This window comes from Flavobacterium ovatum, assembly GCF_040703125.1.
Classification (GTDB): domain Bacteria; phylum Bacteroidota; class Bacteroidia; order Flavobacteriales; family Flavobacteriaceae; genus Flavobacterium; species Flavobacterium ovatum.
In genome coordinates, this window is record NZ_CP160035.1 from 2,281,963 (window position 1) to 2,304,434 (window position 22,472).

At 36.3% G+C, this 22,472-nt stretch carries 12 protein-coding genes; all 12 read left to right on the forward strand.

Going from position 1 to position 22,472, the window contains the following annotated elements; genetic code table 11:
• The first annotated feature begins 454 nt into the window (after positions 1-454).
• The 12 genes from ABZP37_RS09685 to ABZP37_RS09740 all read left to right on the forward strand — a co-directional run bounded on the left by ABZP37_RS09685 (position 455) and on the right by ABZP37_RS09740 (position 22,452).
• A complete protein-coding gene (locus ABZP37_RS09685; RefSeq protein WP_366182554.1) occupies positions 455-3,217 on the forward strand; it encodes a right-handed parallel beta-helix repeat-containing protein in 2,763 nt (920 codons plus the stop codon).
• Positions 3,214-3,918: a hypothetical protein gene (locus ABZP37_RS09690; protein ID WP_366182555.1), complete on the forward strand. Its 705-nt coding sequence runs from the start codon at positions 3,214-3,216 to the stop codon at positions 3,916-3,918. Before ABZP37_RS09685 ends, ABZP37_RS09690 begins: the two co-directional genes overlap by 4 nt.
• Positions 3,919-4,448: 530 nt before the next feature.
• Positions 4,449-5,963 carry a sulfatase-like hydrolase/transferase gene (locus tag ABZP37_RS09695; RefSeq protein ID WP_366182557.1) on the forward strand — a complete coding sequence of 505 codons (1,515 nt, stop codon included), beginning with the start codon at positions 4,449-4,451 and terminating at the stop codon, positions 5,961-5,963.
• Between the two features lie 15 nt (positions 5,964-5,978).
• Positions 5,979-9,200, forward strand: coding sequence for a glycoside hydrolase family 2 TIM barrel-domain containing protein (locus ABZP37_RS09700; RefSeq protein WP_366182558.1), 3,222 nt, complete (start codon positions 5,979-5,981; stop codon positions 9,198-9,200).
• A 6-nt stretch (positions 9,201-9,206) separates the two neighbouring features.
• Positions 9,207-10,610, forward strand: a complete 1,404-nt coding sequence (locus ABZP37_RS09705) for a sulfatase-like hydrolase/transferase (protein ID WP_366182560.1) — start codon at positions 9,207-9,209, stop codon at positions 10,608-10,610.
• Between the two features lie 329 nt (positions 10,611-10,939).
• Positions 10,940-12,307: a family 43 glycosylhydrolase gene (locus tag ABZP37_RS09710; protein ID WP_366182561.1), complete on the forward strand. Its 1,368-nt coding sequence runs from the start codon at positions 10,940-10,942 to the stop codon at positions 12,305-12,307.
• Positions 12,308-12,379: 72 nt separating this feature from the next.
• Positions 12,380-13,804, forward strand: a complete 1,425-nt coding sequence (locus tag ABZP37_RS09715) for a sialate O-acetylesterase (protein WP_366182563.1) — start codon at positions 12,380-12,382, stop codon at positions 13,802-13,804.
• 163 nt (positions 13,805-13,967) lie between these two features.
• Positions 13,968-14,234, forward strand: coding sequence for a sulfatase/phosphatase domain-containing protein (locus tag ABZP37_RS09720; RefSeq protein WP_366182565.1), 267 nt, complete (start codon positions 13,968-13,970; stop codon positions 14,232-14,234).
• Between the two features lie 14 nt (positions 14,235-14,248).
• Positions 14,249-15,796, forward strand: a complete 1,548-nt coding sequence (locus tag ABZP37_RS09725; RefSeq protein WP_366182567.1) for a sialate O-acetylesterase — start codon at positions 14,249-14,251, stop codon at positions 15,794-15,796.
• Between the two features lie 197 nt (positions 15,797-15,993).
• Positions 15,994-17,637 (forward strand): sulfatase-like hydrolase/transferase, encoded by a 1,644-nt coding sequence (locus tag ABZP37_RS09730; RefSeq protein ID WP_366182569.1) that lies wholly within the window; start codon positions 15,994-15,996, stop codon positions 17,635-17,637.
• 219 nt (positions 17,638-17,856) lie between these two features.
• Positions 17,857-20,064 carry a glycoside hydrolase family 3 C-terminal domain-containing protein gene (locus tag ABZP37_RS09735; protein ID WP_366182571.1) on the forward strand — a complete coding sequence of 736 codons (2,208 nt, stop codon included), beginning with the start codon at positions 17,857-17,859 and terminating at the stop codon, positions 20,062-20,064.
• 33 nt (positions 20,065-20,097) lie between these two features.
• Positions 20,098-22,452 (forward strand): glycoside hydrolase family 3 N-terminal domain-containing protein, encoded by a 2,355-nt coding sequence (locus ABZP37_RS09740; protein ID WP_366182573.1) that lies wholly within the window; start codon positions 20,098-20,100, stop codon positions 22,450-22,452.
• The last annotated feature ends 20 nt before the right edge of the window (positions 22,453-22,472 follow it).

Sequence of the window (22,472 nt, forward strand, 5' to 3'; positions counted from 1 at the left end):
TAATAGTTTAATATTTGTTATGATAGTGGTCGCATATGATAGGAGTGATTAAAGAATTAATTCCTATCTAAAAGTAAAAAAATAAGAAATTTAAGTCCTGATCGCTAAGGGTTCTCTTCAAAGTAAAGGCAGTGATTTGCCTTTGCCGACAAAGTTGACTAAGCAAATTGTAATAATTAAAACGGTTATAATTTTCTATGTTTCTAAAAAACACGAGAAACTATTAGATTAAAGAAATCGGGTTATCAGTACTAGTTTTTACTTTTTCTCCCCAACTCACTTGTTGCGCACTACTATTTTGGATCTATTCAAGTGTAATTTCAATAGATAAGAAAAAACATTTGTTATACTTAATTGACCGTTTGATAAGCTGTTTTAGATTCTTACTATATAATTTTCACGTAATACAAAATGCATTAAATAACAATGAATTAATTTATAATACTTAAAATCAATGGCGTATAAAAGAAAGTTACTCATACCTTTAATTTTGGTTTTTTTCAATTCTTTTGCGAAAGATATTTATGTCTCAAAAGATGGAAACGATGCAAATGCTGGTACACTTATTAGTCCCTATTTAACCATTACAAAAGCAGCAAATGTTGCTGTTGCTGGTGACGTTGTCTATATAAGACAAGGAACGTATCAAGAAGTGCTTAAGCCTATCAATTCTGGTTCGGTGGGGCAACCTATTATTTTTCAATCTTACCCTGGGGAGCAAGTAATTCTATCAGCGATGAAAGCGCTTTCGGGTTGGACAAAAACTACAGGTTCCATTTATAAAACTACAGTTCCTTTTACTGTTTTGGGACAGCAAAATTTTATAATGAACGATAATACAGCTCTAACTTTGGCTAGATGGCCAAACAAAACAAGCGCAGATCCATTTGTCCTAAATTCAATTAGAAACACAGGAGGAAGTTCAAAGGATGTGAGCACTGGTGCTTTTTTGACCGAAAGTTCCATACCAAGCTATAATTGGACTGGCGGCGCTGTTTTCTTTTATGGCGATAAGACTGGATCAGGGTGGACCGCTTGGAAAAGTAAAATTACTAGCAGCTCTAGTGGAAAAGTAAATTTTAATCTTATTTTCAATGAAGAATGGGTTCGTACCTATCACGCACCAGCCGATTTAGGTGATTTTTACTTAGAAGGCGTTAAAGAAGCACTGGATTATCAAAATGAATGGTATTATGACGAGAGTACAAAGGAGCTTTTTGTACAACTTCCTAATGGTACAGCACCGGTAGATGGTCAAATTAAAATGCGTTCTAATATAGAAGCCATTAATTTGAAAGATAAAAGTTATATTCAGATTAAAAATATAGCCGTTTTTGGTGGTACCATAAATATGGAAGACTCTACAACTTGGCAAGCAACAAATGGCAACAGCCGTACCACAAATAATTTGCTTTATGGAGTAACTTCATTATATGGAAATCATACGCAAGGTATTTCTACTTCATCTCGAACTAGTATGGCAAGTATAAATCTTCAGGGATCAAATAATGTTATTGAAAAATGTGAAGTTGCTTTTAATGCAGCTGCTGGTATACAAGTTAGAGGTAATAGTATTAAAATTATAAATAATTATATTCATGATTTTGATTATTTATCAACTTATGATGCGCCACTTGTAATAAGGGGGATTACTAACTGTATAATTAAGAATAATACTATTTTTAATGGAGGTCGAGATGCTATTCAATATGCTGGAACAAATAACGAAATAGCATACAACGATATTTCTCATTCCAACTTACTAGCAGATGATTGTGCACTTTTTTATACCGTAGGGAAACAATTAGGTACGGAGATTCATCATAATTGGTTTCACGATGCAACTGGAAGAGGCAATTTATACAAGGCAGCGGGTATTTATTTGGATAATGATGCTGAAGGATTCAAAGTCCATCATAATGTTGTTTGGAATGTAGAGTGGACGAACATTCAAATCAATTGGAACGGTAAAGATATTGATGTGTTTAATAACACACTTTGCAAAGCAGGTAAAGGAACAATGGGAGCATGGCATCAAGCTGGAACAGCCTTCTCAAACGTAAATGTATGGAACAACATCACAGATAAACAAGCGACTTCTGCTGGTGGACAAGAAACAGAAACTACATGGGAACCTCAATCGGATAAGCAAAACAATATTATAAGCAAAGAGTCTTTTGTAAATTGGGAAAATAACGATTTTCATTTAAAAGAAAATGCTCCTGCCGTGGATTACGGAAGAATTATCACAGGCTATACAGATGGATATAAAGGAGCTAGTCCAGATGCTGGTGCTTACGAACTAGGCGACAACTGGGTTCCTGGTATTAATTGGGATCCTAAATTGAGCCCGAATGGCTTAGGTTGTTATGGATTGCCAGGAGAAAATTGCCTCAACTTACCTAAAAGTGATCAGGATAAAGATGGTGTTGCAGATGAATATGATTTATGTCCTAATACACCAATAGGTATTGCAGTAAATACTACTGGCTGCCCTGTTTTTACTTTGGCTGCTGATAATTTTACTGTTTTGGCAACAGCAGAACAATGTGCTAGTAGTAACAATGGGTCTATTTCTATAACTTCTAAAGTTACGAATTTTCCGTTTACAGCAAAAATTGAAGGTACTACAATCCAACAAAATTTTACTGCAAATACTATTTTCGAAAACTTACAAGCCAAAGATTATAGTGTATGTATCACAACTACAGCTGATGCAAATTATAAACAATGTTTTGATGTGAAAATCACTGAACCTAAAGATTTATCTGTTTTTTCAAAGATTGATGATACAAAGCAAACTTTAAAACTTGATTTGTCAGGAGGGGAGACCTACAAAATTGTTCTGAACAATGTAACTACAATAACCAAGGAAGAAGAAATATCTCTAGGGCTTAACGCAGGTAAAAATACACTTATAGTAACTACAGACAAAGATTGTCAAGGTATTTATGAGAAAGATATTTTAATTAATGATCAAATAACTGTTTTTCCAAATTCAGTAAAAGATGTATTTACAATTGAATTTCCTTTCGAAATAAAAGATCTTGTTACCTATAGAATAATAAGTTCAAACGGGCAGGTAGTTCGTGAAAACAAGCAAAAAATAGCAAATAGTGTACTAGAAGTTAATATCGAGAATTTAGAATATGGTATATACTTTTTAAGTGTAATGTCTGAGGCTATTAATTATAATTGTAAAATAATCAAACAATGATAAAAATTAAATATAAAAGTTTATTGGGGATTCTACTTTCTTCTGTTTTACTAGTAAACTGCAGTAGTGGTGGTGGTGACGATGAAGTAGTAGTCCCAAAAATTCCTGAGGCATCCCTACTTATTGAGCCAGTAAAAGATAAAGAATGCAACTCTGGCACTGTAGTTTCAGATACTGAAACCAAAGTAACATTTAAATGGAATGCTTCTAAAAACACAGATAATTACACCTTGGTTTTAAAAAATTTACAAACCAACACCACTAAGAATGTAGATGTAAGTGGTACATCAAAAGAAGAGGTCCTATTAAGAGGTGTTCCTTATTCATGGTCTATTATTTCGAAATCAAATACCGATAAAACAACAGCAACGAGTACGGTTTGGAAATTTTACAATGCAGGTATTGCAGTTACCAATTATGCGCCATATCCAGCCGAGGCGGTAACTCCATTACAGGGAGCTCTGAGTTCAAGCACAACTACCTTAAAATGGAATGGTGGCGATATTAATAATGACATAGAATCATATGATGTGTATATTGGAACTATAAATCCGCCTACGGTTTTACATTCGAATACGACCAGCACGAGTATTGAAAATGTTGCTCTAAGTTCGAAAACAGTTTATTACTGGAAAGTTGTTACTAAGGATAAATTTGGTAACCGTTCTTATTCCCCAGTTTTTGATTTTAGAACACAATAGTCAAAATTTGAATATATAAAAAATGACGATTTCACTAAAATGCAGATAGTGAATCGTCGTTTTTTAATAAATAACTTACTGTTTATTGTGAGTGAATTTTAGAGATATCTTTCCAGTGAAAACTGTAATAAAAAAGCAAGATGTTAAGTAATAATTGTTGAACCTTTCGATTACTTGTTAAGGAAAAAACAGCAGTAATTAATAAAAACTGTATTCCAACTAGACATTACCTGAACAAAGGGATGCAATAGTGTTTTTGTCATTTTGTAAGTTAACAATACAGGATAATACTTTAATAGTTGTAATAATAGCGGTTGCTGACAAGGATATTGATTGAGAAGTTAATTTCTATCTAAAAGCACAAAAAAACAAGAAATTTAAACATTTGTAGTACTTATAAAACCATTTGGAACGACTTTATCGTTCTTTAATAACAATCTTTGCAATGTTAGTTTTAGTTAGTTTGTTTATTATAATACTCGTCCTCCCATAAAGGACGAGTATTACTTTTTTTAATTAAAAACGAAATCATGAGATTCAGCTATTTTACTTTATTTGCAGTGTTATTTTTTATGAAGCCAAATTCTACAATTGGTCAAAAGATAACTTCTAAGAAACCCAATATCGTTTTTATTTTTACAGACGATCAAACCTATTCTTCAATTCACGCACTTGGGAATAAAGAAATCCAAACTCCTAATATGGATGCTTTGGTTCAAAACGGAACCACCTTTACACATGCTTATAATATGGGTTCCTGGAGTGGTGCCATCTGTGTTGCTTCAAGAGCAATGTTGATTTCGGGTCGTTCGGTTTGGAAAGCAAATGAATATATCGAAAAAAATAAAAAAGCAGATACAGCTCCTGAAACTTGGGGGAAACTGATGCAGAAACAAGGATATGAAACCTACTTGACAGGAAAGTGGCATGTTGATGTTCCTGTTGGAAAAGTATTTACACACACCAAAGATGTTCGTGGCGGAATGCCAGCAGATGCTTGGGAACATGGGAAAATGGTTCGTCAATTTGATTCGATTTCCAAAATACCTGGAGCCAATCCTAGAGCGTTGATGCCTAACGGGTACAGCCGTCCAGAGAGCGAAAACGACCATTCGTGGTTGCCTTACGATACTTCAAAAGGAGGACATTGGAAGGGTGGAACGCACTGGAGTGTTGTTTTAAAAGACGATGCGATTGCATTTATTGATCAAGCAAAAACCAAAAAAGATCCTTTCTTTATGTATTTGGCATTTAGCGCACCGCACGATCCACGCCAAGCACCAAAAGAATACCAAGAAAAATATCCATTAAGCAAATTAACGATTCCGAAAAGTTATTTACCAGAATATCCTTTTAAAGATGCAATTGGTAATGGACCTAGTTTAAGAGACGAAGCATTAGCCCCTTTTCCAAGAACCGAATTTGCAATCAAAACACATATGCAAGAGTATTATGCAAGCATTACTTATGCCGATGAGCAAATAGGTCTTATTCTTGATGCCTTGAAAAAATCGGGTAAAATGGACAATACCTATATCATTTTTACTGCTGATCATGGTTTGGCAATGGGACGCCACGGTTTAATTGGGAAACAGAGTTTGTTTGATCATAGTATCCGAGCTCCTTTTGTAGTAGTGGGGCCAAACATTCCTAAAAATAAAAGAATAGACGAAGATATTTACCTTCAAGATGCCATGGCAACGTCATTGGAATTGGCTGGAGCGGTAAAACCAAGTTATATTGATTTTCATAGTTTCTTAGATTTGGCAACTGGTAAAACCAAAAAAAGTCATTACAAAGAAATTTACGGAGCTTATCTCGATTTGCAACGTATGATTCGAAAAGACGGTTATAAATTATTGGTCTATCCAAAAATCAGTAAAGTATTGTTGTTCGATTTGAACAAAGACCCAGAAGAAATGACTGATATTGCAGGTCTTCCTGCAAATAAAAGTAAAGTGAAAGCATTGTTCCAAGATTTACTCAAAGTTCAAAAAGAAATGGAAGATCCTTTGGATATTTCACCAATTTATAAAACATTATAATTAAAATTAAAACCATTGAAAAATAAAATCTTTCTTGCCGTCCTATTTTTAAGTGTTGGTTTGTTTGCGCAACAAAACGATTGGGAAAATCCCGCTGTGAATCATATTAATAAACTCGAAGCGAGAGCTACTTTTTATTCGTATGAAAATGAAGCTTTGGCTAAACAAGATCAAAGAGAAAAATCAGCTTGGTTCAAATCTTTGAATGGTGATTGGAAGTTCAATTGGGTGCCGAAACCCGCCGATGCTTCAACTACTTTTCAAGAGTTAAATTTTAATACTTCTTCATGGAAAACCATTGATGTGCCTTCAAACTGGGAAATGCGTGGGTACGGAATTCCGATTTACACGAATTCGACATATCCGTTTTTTAGTGATTTTCCGTTTATCAATCACAGCGATAATCCTGTTGGACATTATGTGAAATCTTTCGAAATGAATGATACATGGAAAGACAAGGATGTGATTCTACATTTTGGAGGGGTTTCTTCTGCCTTTTATGTTTGGGTTAATGGAGAGTTTGTAGGCTATAGCGAAGACACTCGCTTACCATCTGAATTTGATATTACCAAACATTTGAAAAAAGGACAAAATAAAATTGCTGTAAAAGTGTACCGCTGGTCAGACGGAAGCTATTTGGAAGCACAAGATCACTGGCGTATGAGTGGTATAGAGCGTGAAGTGTTCTTGCAAGCAGTGCCAAAAGTGAGACTGTCTAATTTTGTTGTTCGAACAGACCTTGATGATAAATATGAAAATGCTACGTTGCAAATTCGTCCAACGTTTGAAGCCAATATTGTTAATAAATATATTGAGAAAGTCGGACATTTTGGCGATGATCCGTTGTACACAACGGTTGATGACTGGACATTATCGACACAATTATTAGATGCAAACGGTCAAGTTGTAGGCGATAAAAAAACAATCAAATTAAAAGAATATTTTGGGGAATCTTATCCACAAAGAGACAATGTAGATTTCGCAATGATTGAAACAGAGGTAAAATCACCTCGAAAATGGTCTGCAGAAGATCCATACTTGTACACCTTGTTATTTTCTGTTCAAGATGACAAAGGAAATCCGATACAATTTACCAGTACCAAAGTAGGTTTTAGAGAAGTTAAAATTGATGGCAGAGGTCGCTTTTTGGTCAATGGAAATCCAGTAAAAATGATTGGAGTGAACCGTCATGACCATCATATGACCAATGGTAAAGCGCTTTCTAGAGCCGATATGGAAAAAGACGTGCAGCTGTTGAAACAGTTTAACTTTAATGCCGTACGTACTTCTCATTATCCAAACGATCCCTATTTCTATGATTTGTGTGACCAATACGGAATCTATGTTATGGACGAAGCCAATCTAGAATCACATGGTATTCGAGGAAAATTGGCCAACCAACCGCTTTGGGCAGCCACTTATTTAGAAAGAGCGATTAAAATGGTGCAACGTGATGTAAATCATCCGTCGGTGGTGATTTGGTCGTTAGGTAACGAATCGGGAATGGGACCAAACCATGCTGCTATGTCGGCTTGGATTAAGGAATTCGACCCAACACGCTACGTTCATTATGAAGGAGCACAAGGAGACCATACAGATCCTCGTTACCAAAAGAAGTTTAATTCAAAAATGGCCAATCCTACAGATCCAAAATGGGTAGATATGTTGAGTCGAATGTATCCAACACCTCAGGAATTGCAGGATTTAATGGATCAAACTAGTTTTGATACTCGACCGGTAGTGATGTGTGAATACGCACACTCAATGGGGAATTCAACTGGAAATATGAAGGAATATTGGGATGTGATTTACAAAAATGACAGAGCTTTGGGAGGTTATATTTGGGATTGGATTGACCAAGGAGTAGTGAAGAAAGATAAAAACGGTAAAGAATTTTTTGCCTATGGTGGCGATTTTGGAGATACACCCAATTCTGGTAGTTTTTGTATAAACGGAATTATTACTGCCGATAGAAAACCGAAACCAGCAACTTACGAGTGTAAATATGTCAATCAACCTGTGGTGATTTCTGCAACGGATGCTTCAAAAGGGAATTTCAATATCCTTAACCGTCATCATGCTGTCGATTTATCACAATATGATTTGGTTTGGAATCTTACTGAAAATGGACAATCAATTCAATCTGGAACGATTCCAAGCTTGAATACCAAACCGTTTGCTACGGAAGCATTTGCTGTTAATTTCAAGAACATAAAATTCAAAGAAGATGCAGAATATTTTATTACCATTCAAGGAAAATTAAAAAACAATACAGTTTGGGAGTCGAAAGGCTATGTTGTTTTCGAAGAGCAATTCGAAATCAATAATCCTAAGAAAAACGAATCGGATAAAGAAGCAAAAGCATTTTCTTTAGATACCAAAGAAACGGCTCAAGAAGTGGTTGTTCAAAACAAAGCGATTGAAGTGGTTGTGAATAAAAAATCAGGTTTCGTAACCAAATTAAACACCAATGGAGTAGAAGTATTGGCAAGTCCATTAAAGCCAAATTTTTGGAGAGCCGAAACTGAAAATGATGAAGCCTATCGTAATGCCAAGAAATTGAAAGCGGAATTGGACTGGATGAAAGCAGGAGAACGTTTTGAAGTACAAAATGTAAAAGTAAACACTAGCGATGATAAGAATGTCGTGGTAACGGTAAAAGGTGCTATTGCAAATCCAAAATCGGACTTAACATTAACCTACACCATTCAAGGAAACGGAAAACTAAAAGTAGATTACACCGTATCAATTGATACTAAGGCACCAAATGTTCCTAAAATTGGAATGCAGTTTGATACCAATAATCAATTGGAGAACCTTACTTATTTTGGAAAAGGGCCTTTCGAAAATTACCAAGATAGAAACGTTGGGTCAAAAGTAGGCTTGTACTCTGGTAAGGTGAATACTCTGGACCAATCCTATATTTACGTAGAAGATTATGGTAATCGCACAGACACAAGATGGTTTCAATTAGTAAATAAAGCAGGTAAAGGATTCATGGTAAATCAAGGGGATAAACTACTTAATTTTAGTGTTCAGCCATATGCTACAATGAATTTACAAGAAGCCAAACATACTAATGAATTGATCGAAAGAAATGTATTTACAGTTAATGTTGATTTAATTCAAATGGGAGTTGGAGGAGATGATACTTGGTCGAAAAGAGCAGAATCTCACCCTCAGTTTTTAGTTAAACCAAACACCTATAGTTATTCCTTTTATATTAGTTCAAAATAAAAAATTATGTCAAAATCACATTTTCTAGTTGCCTCTTTATTTGCATGCAGTGCTGTTTTTACAGTCAATATGTATGCGCAGAAACAAAGCAATCAAAAGCCAAATATCATTGTTGTTTTAACAGATGATCAAGGTTGGGCTGATGTTGGTTTCAATGGAGCCACAGATATTCCAACACCCAATTTGGATCGAATAGCCAAAGAAGGAGTGATTTTTTCTAATGGTTATGTGTCGCATCCGTATTGTAGTCCTTCCCGTGCGGGATTAATTACAGGGCGTTATCAAGCTCGTTTTGGTCACGATTGTAACATTGCCGAAGATGGGTTGAACAACCCAACAGTTGGGACACCACTGTCTGAAAAGATGATTCCCGAAGCTTTAAAGGCACAAGGATATAGAACGAGTGCCATCGGAAAATGGCATTTAGGCGATCATCCTTCCCTTTATCCAAACAACCAAGGCTTTGATTACTGGTTTGGTTTTCCTGGAGGAGCAATGAATTATTGGGGAGAAGCCAAAAACGAAATTCAAACGATTTATCGCAATGGTGTAAAAGTTCCTGAAGATGAATTGACCTATTTGACAGATGACTTTACAGATGAAACCATCAAATTCATCAATCAAAAAGACAAAAAGCCATTCTTTATTTATTTGGCTTACAATGCACCGCACGCACCAGATCATGCGACAAAACAGTATTTAGAAAATACCAAACATATTGAGTACGGTGGTCGCAGCGTGTATGCAGCCATGGTAAACGGAGTAGATAACGGAGTTCGTAGAATTGATTCGACCTTGATTGCCAATAAGATGAAAGACAATACGATCATCGTGTTTTTAAGTGATAATGGCGGTAGAGCCGAGTTGGCAGACAACCGACCAAATCGTGGTCACAAAGGAATGTTGTTTGAGGGTGGAATTAAAGTACCATTTTTCATCACTTGGCCAAATGGTTTGAAAGCCAACCAAAAATATGAAAACGTAGTCTCGTCTTTGGATTTGTTTCCAACCTTTTTAGACGCTGCCGGTGCTGATTATAAGAAAGAAAAACAATTGGACGGAACAAGTTTATTGCCTTACATCACAGGAAAAAATAACGGTAAACCAAATGATTTACTTTTCTGGCGTTCGGTTGGTGGTTTTGAATATGCTGTTCGAAAAGGAGATTACAAATTGTATAAAAGTGCATACAAAAACAAAACCTTACTTTTTGATTTGAAAAAAGATGCTCTAGAACGTTACGATATCGCAGACAAAAATCCCGCTATCATTGCACAATTAGAAAAAGAGTACACAGCATGGGACGCCAAGAACATGGCACCAGGTTGGGTAGATCCACATGCAGAACACGTAATCAAGGAAGAAAAAGAGTTACAAGCAACACGCCAAAAATCGCTTAGAAAAAAATAGTATTGGAGCTAGGAGCAGAACAGCTGTTTTCAATTCTCGCCTCGTCCTGCTGTTCATTAAATCTCTTGTATTGGCAGTAGCCATACAAGAGGATATCATTACCATCAGGGCTATAAAGGACATATATTTTTCATAATAATATTCTCAAAAGAGACGTATAAAATAGCGAAGGTTTTTATTAAAAATCTTCGCTATTTTTTTTACTCAAAAAAGAATTAGACTACTTATTCCAAATTAGTTTTGCACGTAATACGCTTAAATTTAATTTACTAATCAACCAACATATCTATATGTTACATTCTGAATATCAAATTTTTCGATCTAAAAAATTGCTTTTATCCACTATTATCAATGGCTTGGTAATTTGCCTTTCGATTACTGCTTCTGCTCAAAATAACCCAAAAACAGCAATTAATTCAAAAGCGATCAAAGTAGATGTCATTGCACCGGAGCACGGAATGGCAGATCCTCATGCGTGGGTACAAAATGATTCTGTGTATGTGATTTGCGGTCACGATGAATCTTGGGAAGGGAAAGGTTCTTTTCGAATGGATCGTTGGGAAGTTTGGTCTACTGGTGATTTGGTCAACTGGAAAAAGCAACGTGAAATTTTACCTTCGCAAACCTATATTGGCAATCAACCCAATTGTTGGGCAGGTGATGTTACCGAAAGGGACGGGAAATACTATTGGTTTTTTTCGAATAGAAATACAGATACTGGAGTCATGGTTGCCAATAGCATTACTGGCGAATACAAAGATTTATTAGGAAAACCATTGTTGCCAAAAGGTATTGTACCGGTGCACCCTTATGATCCTGAGATTTATATTGAAGATGATGTTTATACCATTTGTTTTGGATCAGGAACCTACTATATGGCGACGCTATCCAAAGACATGAAATCCTTGACCACAGAACCCAAAGCGATTTTGGTGAAGGATGCAAAGGGAAATAGAATGAGCACAGACGATAAATCTACTTTATTCAAACGAAATGGGTGGTATTATTTGGTGTACGGAAGCAGATATGCCATGTCTCGTAATTTATATGGTCCTTACGATTTTAAAGGTGCTTTCTTAGAAGGTGGACATACTAGTTTTTTTGATTGGAAAGGACAAAAATATGTGCTGCAAGAAAATCATGATATCAGTGCTTTTTACCGTGGCGCTAGTTTAAAACCGGTAAACTTTAATGCAGACGAAACCATCATTGTCCCAAAAGACGATAGAATGTATCCTTCACCAGGAAGACCATTTGAGTTCAAAAACAGTACGATGGGTTGGGCTGCTGTTAATGGAACCACCACCGCTTTCAAAGATGGTAAGTTAATAGGAACTCTTTCTTCCAAAAATGCAACCATTCAAAGTGCACCTTGGCTTTATACCAGTTCTAAAAATTGTTCAAAAATAACAATCAATATTAAAAACAATAGCAGTGCTACAGCACTAAAACTAGCTGTTTTTTCTCGTGATGAGAAAGAAAATAATTTTTGGGCAAATGGAACAGGACAAGTTGATTGGAAAAAGCAACAATGGGTAGAGATTCCGATATCGAAAAATGATTCCAAATTTAAAAGTTACACCATTAATCTGTCACAATTTCAAAATGTAAAAAATCGCTTGATGCAAATTGCATTGCAACCAACTGTAAATGCAACTTCTGGAAATTGGGAAATCGAGGATGTTATGATTGATTAGATGTATGCAAAAGAATTTTTCATGCTTCAGTTAATGAATGCAATAATAGGTAAACGTAAAAATAAATAACAGATGAAATCTAGTAGCAAACAAAATTACTTTTTATATTTTGTATTATTCTTGTGCAACCATGCCATGGTTGTAAATGCGCAAGTCAAACTGCCCAACCTTTTTGGGAGCCATATGGTGTTGCAAAGGGAACAGCAAAATCTTGTTTGGGGTACCGCTTCGAATGGTGAAAAAATCACTCTTACGATTGCTGGTCAAAAGCACGAAACGACTGCAGACAAAAAAGGAGATTGGAAAATAAAACTGAATCCAATGCAAGCGGGTGGCCCTCATACTATGATTATCGAAGGGAAAAACAAAATAGTTTTTGACGATATTTTGATTGGTGAAGTATGGATTTGCACCGGACAATCCAACATGGCCATGACACTTGATGGTGGTCCAGGACAACATTTGGAAGGAAGCAATGATGCTATTTTGAACAGTACCAATCCAAACTTGCGTTTTTTTACGGTTGGCAATTCCGTTAGTGATACGCCAATGGATAATTGTAAAGGAAATTGGGAACTTTCACAACCCAAAACAGCAGCAGAGTTTAGTGCCGTTGGTTATTATTTTGGGCAACGATTACAGCAGTTTTTGAATATTCCCATTGGTTTAATTTCCAGTAATGTTGGCGGTACACCCGGACAAGCATGGACACCCAAAGAAATTATAACTTCCGATTTTCCGGAATTTAAGAAAGATTGGACCGAAAAACAAACCACACAATCAGCTAGTGCTTTGTACAACGGTATGATTCATCCCTTAATTCCATTCACGATCAAAGGGGCTATTTGGTACCAAGGTGAAGGAAATAAATCAGACCCAGAACAGTATTCAAGATTATTTCCAGCGATGATAAAAAGTTGGAGAGACAACTGGAAACAGGGAGATTTTCCGTTTTATTTTGTACAATTAGCTCCTTATGGAAATCAAGGCGAAAACTGGGTAAAATTACAACAAGCGCAACTCAAAACGATGTTGACTATTCCAAATACTGGAATGACGGTAATTAATGATGTTGGAGATGCAACGCGTATTCATCCGCCACGAAAAAAAGAGGTAGGACAACGTCTAGCCTTATGGGCACTGGCAAAAACCTATGTTGTGGAAGGAATTTTACACTCCGGACCTATTTACAAATCCATGACTATTGAAGGGAACAAAGCCCAAATTTCATTTGACAATGCGCCGTCTGGAATTACTAGTTTAGGAAAACCCCTTAAATATTTCGAAATAGCGGGTAGTGATCACATTTTTAAACCTGCCCAAGCCAAAATTACCAAAGCCGGTAAAATTCTAGAAGTGTGGAACGACAAAATTAGTCAGCCCGTCTCTGTTCGCTACGCTTGGGAAAGTTATGTTGAAGGATGTTTGTTTAATACAGCATCACTTCCGGCTTCTGCTTTTTGTACTGATGATTGGGACACTATTTTTAAGAAATAAAAACATAAATAGCTATTAATAAACCACATAAACATGAATTCTTTACAATTGTTAACCGTTCTGTTTTTAGGTTCTGTATTAATGCCTAATACGGTATTATGTCAAAATCAAAAACACCGACGGAATCGATGCCTCAGCTAATTTCACCTCGGCTAAGAAAGAAGTGATTGATGATCGAATTACTTATTTTACAAGTGCCAATCAAAGCTGGATGACTGCGGTAACCCAACGTTATAAATTGGTAGTTTCAGACAAAGACAAACCTTGGCTGATTGATTTAGAAAAAAATCCAAATGAAAATATCAATTTCTATACGGATCCTGCATACAAAAAAACGGCTGAGAAATTGCAAACCGAGTTGTTGAAACAAGCCAAGCAATACAATGACCCCGCATTTTCTATTCACAAAAAGAATTTTATTCTTCAATAATTATTTTTAGTACTATGAAACCATCATTAAACTCCATTTCCGTTCTTCTACTTTTACTTTCATTTTGTACGGTAAAGGCCGAAGTGAAACTACCTTCAATATTTAGTAATCACATGGTTTTGCAACGCAATCAACAAAATCCTATTTGGGGTAAGGCAAGTGCGGGCGAAAAAATAACCGTTGTAATCAATGGGCAAAAACATAAAACCACCACAGACGAAAAAGGAAACTGGAAAGTGAAATTAGCATCTATGCAAGCAGGTGGACCCTATGTTTTAACAGTGCAAGGCAAAAATAAAATCACTTTTAAAGACGTTTTAATTGGTGAAGTTTGGGTTTGTGCGGGACAATCCAATATGCAGTGGAGTGTTGTTAATTCTAATCATTCAGAGGTAGAATTAGCAGCTGCCAATTATCCTAATATTCGATTATTCAGTGTTCCATTGGTAGCAACGCCAGAACTTCAAACAACTATCGCAGACACCACTTGGTATGCATGTACGCCGAAAAGTATTCCTGAATTTTCTGCTCCAGGCTATTTTTTTGGCATCAAATTATACCAAGCATTAGGAATTCCGATTGGATTAATAAATGCTTCTTGGGGATCTTCGTCTTTAGAAACTTGGGTACCTCGTGATGCAATGGAGAAAACCAACGAATACTCCGAATTATTAGAAGACTGGGATTTGGCTGTAAAAGAATTTACCGACGAAAAATTGGTTGAAGTGACCAAAAAGTACGAAGCTTGGGAAGCCGCAGGAAAACCGGGTAAAAAAATGCCTCCGCCAAGAGATATCCGTATCGGACAAAATAGACCCGCCAATGCTTTTAATGGTGTAATCAACCCTATTTTAGGATACGGAATTAAAGGCACTATTTGGTGTCAAGGCGAAAGCAATGTTGGTCGTTCTTTTCAAACGAGAACCTTATTTCCGTTATTAATTAATAGTTGGAGAGAAAGATGGGGGCAAGGTGATTTTCCATTTTATTGGATACAATTAGCCGATTTTGGAGAGGCAAAAGAACAACCTTCTGAGAGTAATTGGGCAGAACACCGCGAAGCACAAACAAAATCGCTTGCTATTCCAAAAACGGGAGAAGTTGTTACTTTCGATTTAGGAGAAGAAAGAGATATTCATTATCGAGACAAGCAAACGGTTGGAAACAGATTGGTTCGTCATGCATTAGCAAATGAATATGGTTATAAAATGGAAGCGAGTAGTCCAAGATATCTTTCTATGGAAAAAAAGCAAGGTTCCATCATCATCACTTTCGATCATATTGATAAAGGATTGTACGCATTTGATAATGAAGTTGTAAAAGGTTTTGCTATCGCTGGCGAAGACCAAAAATTTGAATGGGCTACGGCAAAAATCATTAGCAAAAATCAAATAGAAGTATCTTCGGATAAAATCATTAATCCTGTAGCTGTTCGTTACGGTTGGGCAAATAACCCAGAAATTAACTTGTATGATTTTGATGGATTACCAGTGACTGGTTTCCGAACTGATGATTGGAAAGTCTCTACACAAAATGCCAAAAAAGCTTCGAGACGCTACTAGTACTGCATATGATCAAAAAACAAATACATTTTTAACCGAAATTTAATTTCACTAGAATAACAGTGATTTTAGGGAGAGGATTAACCATTTGTATTATGGTTTAAGCCTAGATTATCGTTCTGTAAAATTGAAACGGACTAATTTTATAATCGGATTATAAAGCCAATTATTTTGTTTCAAGTAATAAATTTTAGAGAATGAATAAAAATATTTTAACCGTATTATTTATTGGTACAGTGCTGTTTTATCAACAAGGGAATAGCCAAAAGTTGGATTCTAATAAAAAGAAACCCAACATTATTGTCGTTTTTGCAGACGATATCAGTGCAAGAGAATTACCGATATATAATTCGTCAACATGGAGTGTTGCACCTCAGGGTGGTGATACTTCTGATCCTAAATTTAGGGCAGTAACTCCTGTAATGGATAGACTTGCTACTGAAGGTTTGTATATAAAAACCGCATGGGGAGCAACTATTTGCTCACCAAGTAGAGCTTCGATGATGACAGGAAGATATGCCCATCTTCATAAATGGTGGCATTTGAAAGATAGAGGAAAGTTTAAAAATGAAGAAGGTAAAAACATTACCTATCCTCTATATGAAAGTTCACCTTATACTATTGGTATTGTTGCCAAAGCGGGCGGCTACGCAACGTATTGGGCAGGAAAAACACAAATCGATGGCGTAGAAAAGTTTGGATTTGACGAAGGTTGTTTTACACCTGGAGTAAATGATAAGGGGAATCCTTATTCTGATTTCAAAATTGTATCCCAAAAAATAAATGGCAAGCCCGTACTTATAAATGAAGATACAGGTGGTCAAGTAGACTATTACGCCCAAGGAGGTTGGTACTGGAAACCTAACGTTGAGTTGATGAATTATCCCAATTCAAAGAAGAAATTTGAGTATTGGCCAAACACGCCAGAGTCCAAAGCTTCTTATGGTTTAAATACTTATGGTCCTGATGTCGAGCTAAATTTTATACTTGATTTTATGGAACGCAAGAAAAAAGAGGATAAGCCCTTTTTTATTTATCATACAAGCCATTTGGGGCATGACGGTTGGGATTTCTTAAACAGTGATATCAATCCAGAAACCAGACAAAAGTGGCCAGGAACTCCTATTGTAGAATGGAAAAACGGAAAATATGTTCGTACCAATCCAAATGTTACAGGAGACAAAGGAAATTATGACACTCACGGAACAGTTACTGAAGGAGGAATACACAATCACGTGAAATATTTGGATTATCAGTTATGGCAGTATGTTCAAAAATTGAAGGAATTAGGAATTGAAGACAATACTATTTTGATTTTTTGTGCTGATAATGGAACAAGTGGCTACGGAAAAGGAAGCACGGTTTCACAACGTGGCCCACACATACCTATGTTGATATATGCACCTTGTTTGAAAATGACCAAAAAAGGAGCACAAGATGCCTTGGTAGATGTAACGGATATTTTACCAACTATTGCAGAGATTACGGGAGTAAAATTACCTGATAACTATGAACTAAATGGAGAGAGTTTAATTCCGTTTTTGACAACTTCCAAACCAGAACACCGCAAATGGATTTATACTTTTCATAACGAAAAACAGTTGATAAGAAGCAAAGATGTATTGATTGATGGTCAAGGGACTATTTATGATGTAGCAAAATATCCAGCCGATTTAATCAGTTTTCCTAAAATAAAGGAGGTAAGTGAAACTTCAAAAACCTATCAAACGGAGTATAAAGAATTAAAAGATATTTTACCACAATTTGATATGTACAAGACAGAACATGATGCACCAGTAAATGGTATTGGAAAAGTTGATCCGTTGAAAGTGAAAAAATAGTAGTAAATCATTCCTCTTTTGAGAGAAAACATTCAAATTGATAGCTTAAAAGTAGACTACCTATGAGACATCAATTATAGGTAGTTTTATTTTTGAAAAAATTAATATTTGAAACTAGTTTTATATATGAATTCATTAAATTTGAATTCTTGAAATTTTAATTAGAAATAAAGAGTGGTAGATTCAATCCTACCATATAGATTATAATAAATACAACAAATGATAAAAAGTAATTTATACAAAAAAATAAGCATTGCCTCAGTGGTTTTAATAACGATGAGTACGAATGCACAAAAAGTGGATTTTTCTTTTCAAAACAATAATTTACCGATTGAGAAAAGAGCCGAAATTTTGGTGTCCCAAATGACAACCGAAGAGAAAATCAATCAGTTGAAAAATGGTGCTGCAGCGATTCCACGCTTGAAAGTGCCCGATTATGATTGGTGGAATGAAGCGCTTCACGGAATTGGTAGAAACGGTAAAGCAACTATTTTTCCACAAGCCATTGCTTTGGGTGCTACTTTCGATGCTGTACTAGCAGAAAGAGTAGCTTCGGCAATTTCTACAGAAGCACGTGCAAAATACAGTATTTCTCAAAAAAATGGGAACCATAGTAAATATTCTGGATTGACTTTTTGGACTCCCAATATCAATATTTTTAGAGATCCACGTTGGGGACGTGGTCAAGAAACCTATGGTGAAGACCCATATTTGACTTCTCGAATTGGAGTTGCTTTTGTAAAAGGATTGCAAGGAAATGATCCTAAATATTTGAAAACTGCCGCTTGTGCCAAACATTTTGCAGTACATTCTGGTCCAGAAGTCATTAGACACGTATTTAATGCAGAACCTTCAAAACAAGATTTATACGAAACCTATTTGCCTGCTTTTGAATCTTTGGTAAAAGAAGCAAAGGTCGAAGGTGTAATGGCGGCATACAACGCCGTATACGGAAAGCCAGCTTGCGCAAGTGATTTTTTATTGAAAGAAACTTTGAGAGACAAATGGAAATTTGATGGTTATGTAACCTCAGATTGTGGTGCTGTTGGCGGTGTTTCGGGTAAATTAAAGTATGTAAAAACGGCGGCAGAAGCGGCAGCAGTTTCTTTGAAGGCAGGAACCAATTTGGAATGTGGAACGACTTACGATCAATTGAAAAAAGCGATTCAAGAAGGTTTTATCACAGAAAAAATAATTCATGAAAGAACGGTTCAACTTTTCAAAACTCGTTTTAGATTAGGAATGTTTGACGAGTCCGGAACAGATAATCCGTATTTGAATTATGGTTTGGATAAAATTCATAGTCCTGAACACATTGCTTTGGCGAGAGAAGTTGCGCAAAAATCAATTGTATTATTAAAAAATAAAAACAATATTTTACCCTTATCGAAAGAGATAAAAATCCCTTATGTTACAGGCCCTTTCGCTAACTCTAATGATATGTTGATGGGAAGCTATTACGGAGTGACTTCGGGAATGGTGACAATTTTGGAAGGGGTTGCAGATGCAGTTTCTCCAAGTTCTTCGTTGAATTATAGAAGTGGTGTTTTGCCTTTTCATAAAAATATTAACCCCAAAAACTGGGCTCCTTTTGAAGCAGGTGAATCAGATGTGACGATTTGCGTCGTAGGTTTAACAGCCGATAGAGAAGGAGAAGAAGTTGATGCCATTGCTGCCGAAAATGTAGGTGATAAAAATGATTTGAAGTTGCCACAAAGTCAAATTGATTATGTAAAAGAAATTGCTACTAAGATCAAAGGAAAGCCATTAGTTTTGGTAGTTGCCAGCGGAAGTCCAGTTTCATTGGAAGGAATTGAGGAATTATGTGATGCTGTCGTGCAAATTTGGTACCCAGGTGAACAAGGTGGAAATGCAGTTGCCGATGTACTTTTTGGAGACATTTCACCCTCAGGACATTTGCCATTGACCTTCCCTAAAAACATCAAACAATTGCCAGCTTACGAAGATTATTCGATGAAAGGCCGTACCTACAAGTACATGACCGAAGAGCCAATGTATCCTTTTGGATTTGGTTTAACCTATTCGAAAACAACTTTCGATAAATTAAATATAAGCAGTACAACTTTAAAAGAAAAACAAACTTTGACGCTACAAGTTGCCGTTTCAAACACAGGAGCTTATGACATTGATGAAGTAGTACAATTGTACATTAACCCAATGGAAGTTTCAGGCGGAATTCCGATTAAAAGTTTAAAAGCTTTTGAGCGTATTGCTTTGAAAAAAGGAGAAACAAAAACGGTGAACTTCACTATTGAGCCAGACAAATTGAAAGTAATCAACGAAGCTGGAAATAGTGTGTGGAGAAAAGGTAAATACCAAGTGGTTGTTGGGAACGCTTCACCAGGTGCATTAAGCACTCGATTGGGAGCTGCAGTACCACAAGAAGCGGTTTTAGTTTTGAAATAAACAGTTTGAATTTAAAATTACTAAATAAAAATTATGTCTTTTAGAAAAATCCTTGTCCTGTCCGTTTTATATGTATGCGGGAATCTACAAGCCCAAGTGAAACCTTATTCAACTCCCGAAATTGAAAAGCAAGTGGATGCTTTGATGGTCGATATGACTATGGAAGAGAAACTGGCTCAAATCATGGGAACTCGTTTGGAGGAAATCCTAGAAGACGGAAAAGTTTCTTTGGAGAAATGCCGAAAACACATTCCGAACGGAATAGGTCAGTTTTGTCAATTTGCGGCAGGACAGGCATTAGAACCAGAAAAACTGAGAGATCTAGTGCGACAAGTACAGCATTATTTAATGACAGAAACTCGTTTGAAAATCCCAGCGATTTTTCATGAGGAAGCTATTACGGGTTTTGCGACCCAAGGAGCCACGACTTTCCCACAACAAATTGGAGTGGGTTGTACTTGGAATCCTGAGTTGGTCGAAAAAAACACCCATTCTACAGCAGTAAATATGAGAGCAGTGGGCACTACTTTGGCACTTTCGCCGATGTTGGATTTAAGTCGAACTGCGCATTGGAACCGCCACCAAGAGAGTTATGGCGAAGATTCGTATTTGACTTCTCGCTTAGGTGTTGCTTTTGTACAAGGATTGCAAGGGAACGATTTTAAAACAGGAGTTGCTGCAACCGTAAAGCATTTTGTAGGCTACGGAACCAATAACGACGATCCAAAAGAGTTATACGAAGAATATTTGATGCCGCATGAAGCGTGTATGAAAATTGCAGGTGCCAAAAGCGTAATGCCTTCTTATGGAGAATACAAAGGCGTTCCCGTAGCAGCTAGTCCGCAGATGTTGGATCAAATTCTACGCAAAGAGGTTGGATTTGACGGCTTGGTAGTGAGTGATTATGGAGCGATTAATTTGCTGTTCAAAAAATACAAAGTAGCTACCGATTCGTTAACAGCAGGAGCAATGTCTTTGAATGCAGGGATGGATGTAGAATTGTCTTCGCCATCAACATTTCCTAAATTGGGCGAAGCACTTAAACAAGGATTGACAACAGAAGCAAAAATAAATACTGCTGTCAAGCGTGCTTTGATTATGAAAGCCAAACTGGGTTTATTGGACAAAAATCCAATTATTGGTAAAGACGGAGATTTGGATTTAGACACACCAGAAAACAGAAAATTAGCGTATCAAACAGCTAGTGAATCGATCGTTTTATTAGAAAATAAAGGAGTTTTACCTTTGAAAAAGTCCGTTAAAAAAATTGCATTAGTTGGTCCAAATGCGGCAACGGTTTATGGCTTGTTGGGTGATTATACCTATCAAGGAATGCGAGCTTTTTGGAAACAATCAGCTTTTGATTCGAATAATCCAAAGTTGGTGACTATCAAAGAAGGTTTGGAAAGCAAGATTGGAAAAAAAGTACAAATTGCTTACGAACGTGGTTGCGATTGGAATGATGATCTCGAAATCAAAATCGACAAAAGTGGAGCAGGAGACAGCCGATTGGACAAATTAAAATTATTAACTGTTAAAGATTTAGAAAAGCCAAACTTACAAAGGGCTTTAGAGATTTCGAAAGAAAGTGATGTTATCATTGCGGTAATGGGAGAAAATTTATACTTAAACGGCGAAGGACGAAATAGAAAAGGAATTCGTTTGCCGGGAGAGCAAGAAGCATTTGTACAAAAACTACTTGCTACAGGTAAGCCAGTTGTTTTGGTGATGTTGAGTGGACGTCAAGAAGTAATCAGTAATTTTTCAGATCAATGTGCGGCAGTCATTCAAGGATGGTTTCCGGGGGAAGAAGCTGGAAACGCAATTGCAGACATTCTGTTGGGAACCGTTAATCCATCGGGAAAACTATGTGTGACTTACCCTAAAACAGAGAAAAATGTAGAAATCGATTATAAAAATGGCTATCCCGAAAAAGAGTTGGTGCATTATCCTTTTGGTTACGGATTATCGTATACCAAATATGAGTACAGTGATTTGAAAATTAAATCAAATGTTAGCAATTCCGATGAAACTTTTTCAGTTTCGTTTACACTAAAAAATACAGGAAAAGTGGACGGAACCGAAATTACGCAATTGTATGTTTCTCCAAAAAATGCAACTTCGACTTTAAAACCGATTCAGTTAAAAGGATTTGAAAGAGTGTCTTTGAAAGCAGGAGAATCAAAGAAAGTGACTTTCAATGTTTCGCCAGAGCAAATGGCACAATACAAAAACAGTCAATGGATTGTTGAGAGTGAAGCCTACGACATCAAAGTAGGAGCGTCAAGCACCGACATTCGTTTAAAAGGCGAAATGCAACTTACAGGTAAAAGTAAACTTCTACCAAAAGGAAGACAGGTGTTTTTTGCCTCAGTAACCAAAAATTAATTAAATATTTTATACAAACA

Coding starts and splice junctions, on each gene's coding strand:
- ABZP37_RS09685 (WP_366182554.1), top strand. CDS start 455: ATGGCGTATAAAAGAAAGTTACTCATACCTTTAATTTTGGTTTTTTTC.
- ABZP37_RS09690 (WP_366182555.1), top strand. CDS start 3,214: ATGATAAAAATTAAATATAAAAGTTTATTGGGGATTCTACTTTCTTCT.
- ABZP37_RS09695 (WP_366182557.1), top strand. CDS start 4,449: ATGAGATTCAGCTATTTTACTTTATTTGCAGTGTTATTTTTTATGAAG.
- ABZP37_RS09705 (WP_366182560.1), top strand. CDS start 9,207: ATGTCAAAATCACATTTTCTAGTTGCCTCTTTATTTGCATGCAGTGCT.
- ABZP37_RS09715 (WP_366182563.1), top strand. CDS start 12,380: ATGAAATCTAGTAGCAAACAAAATTACTTTTTATATTTTGTATTATTC.
- ABZP37_RS09725 (WP_366182567.1), top strand. CDS start 14,249: ATGAAACCATCATTAAACTCCATTTCCGTTCTTCTACTTTTACTTTCA.
- ABZP37_RS09730 (WP_366182569.1), top strand. CDS start 15,994: ATGAATAAAAATATTTTAACCGTATTATTTATTGGTACAGTGCTGTTT.
- ABZP37_RS09735 (WP_366182571.1), top strand. CDS start 17,857: ATGATAAAAAGTAATTTATACAAAAAAATAAGCATTGCCTCAGTGGTT.
- ABZP37_RS09740 (WP_366182573.1), top strand. CDS start 20,098: ATGTCTTTTAGAAAAATCCTTGTCCTGTCCGTTTTATATGTATGCGGG.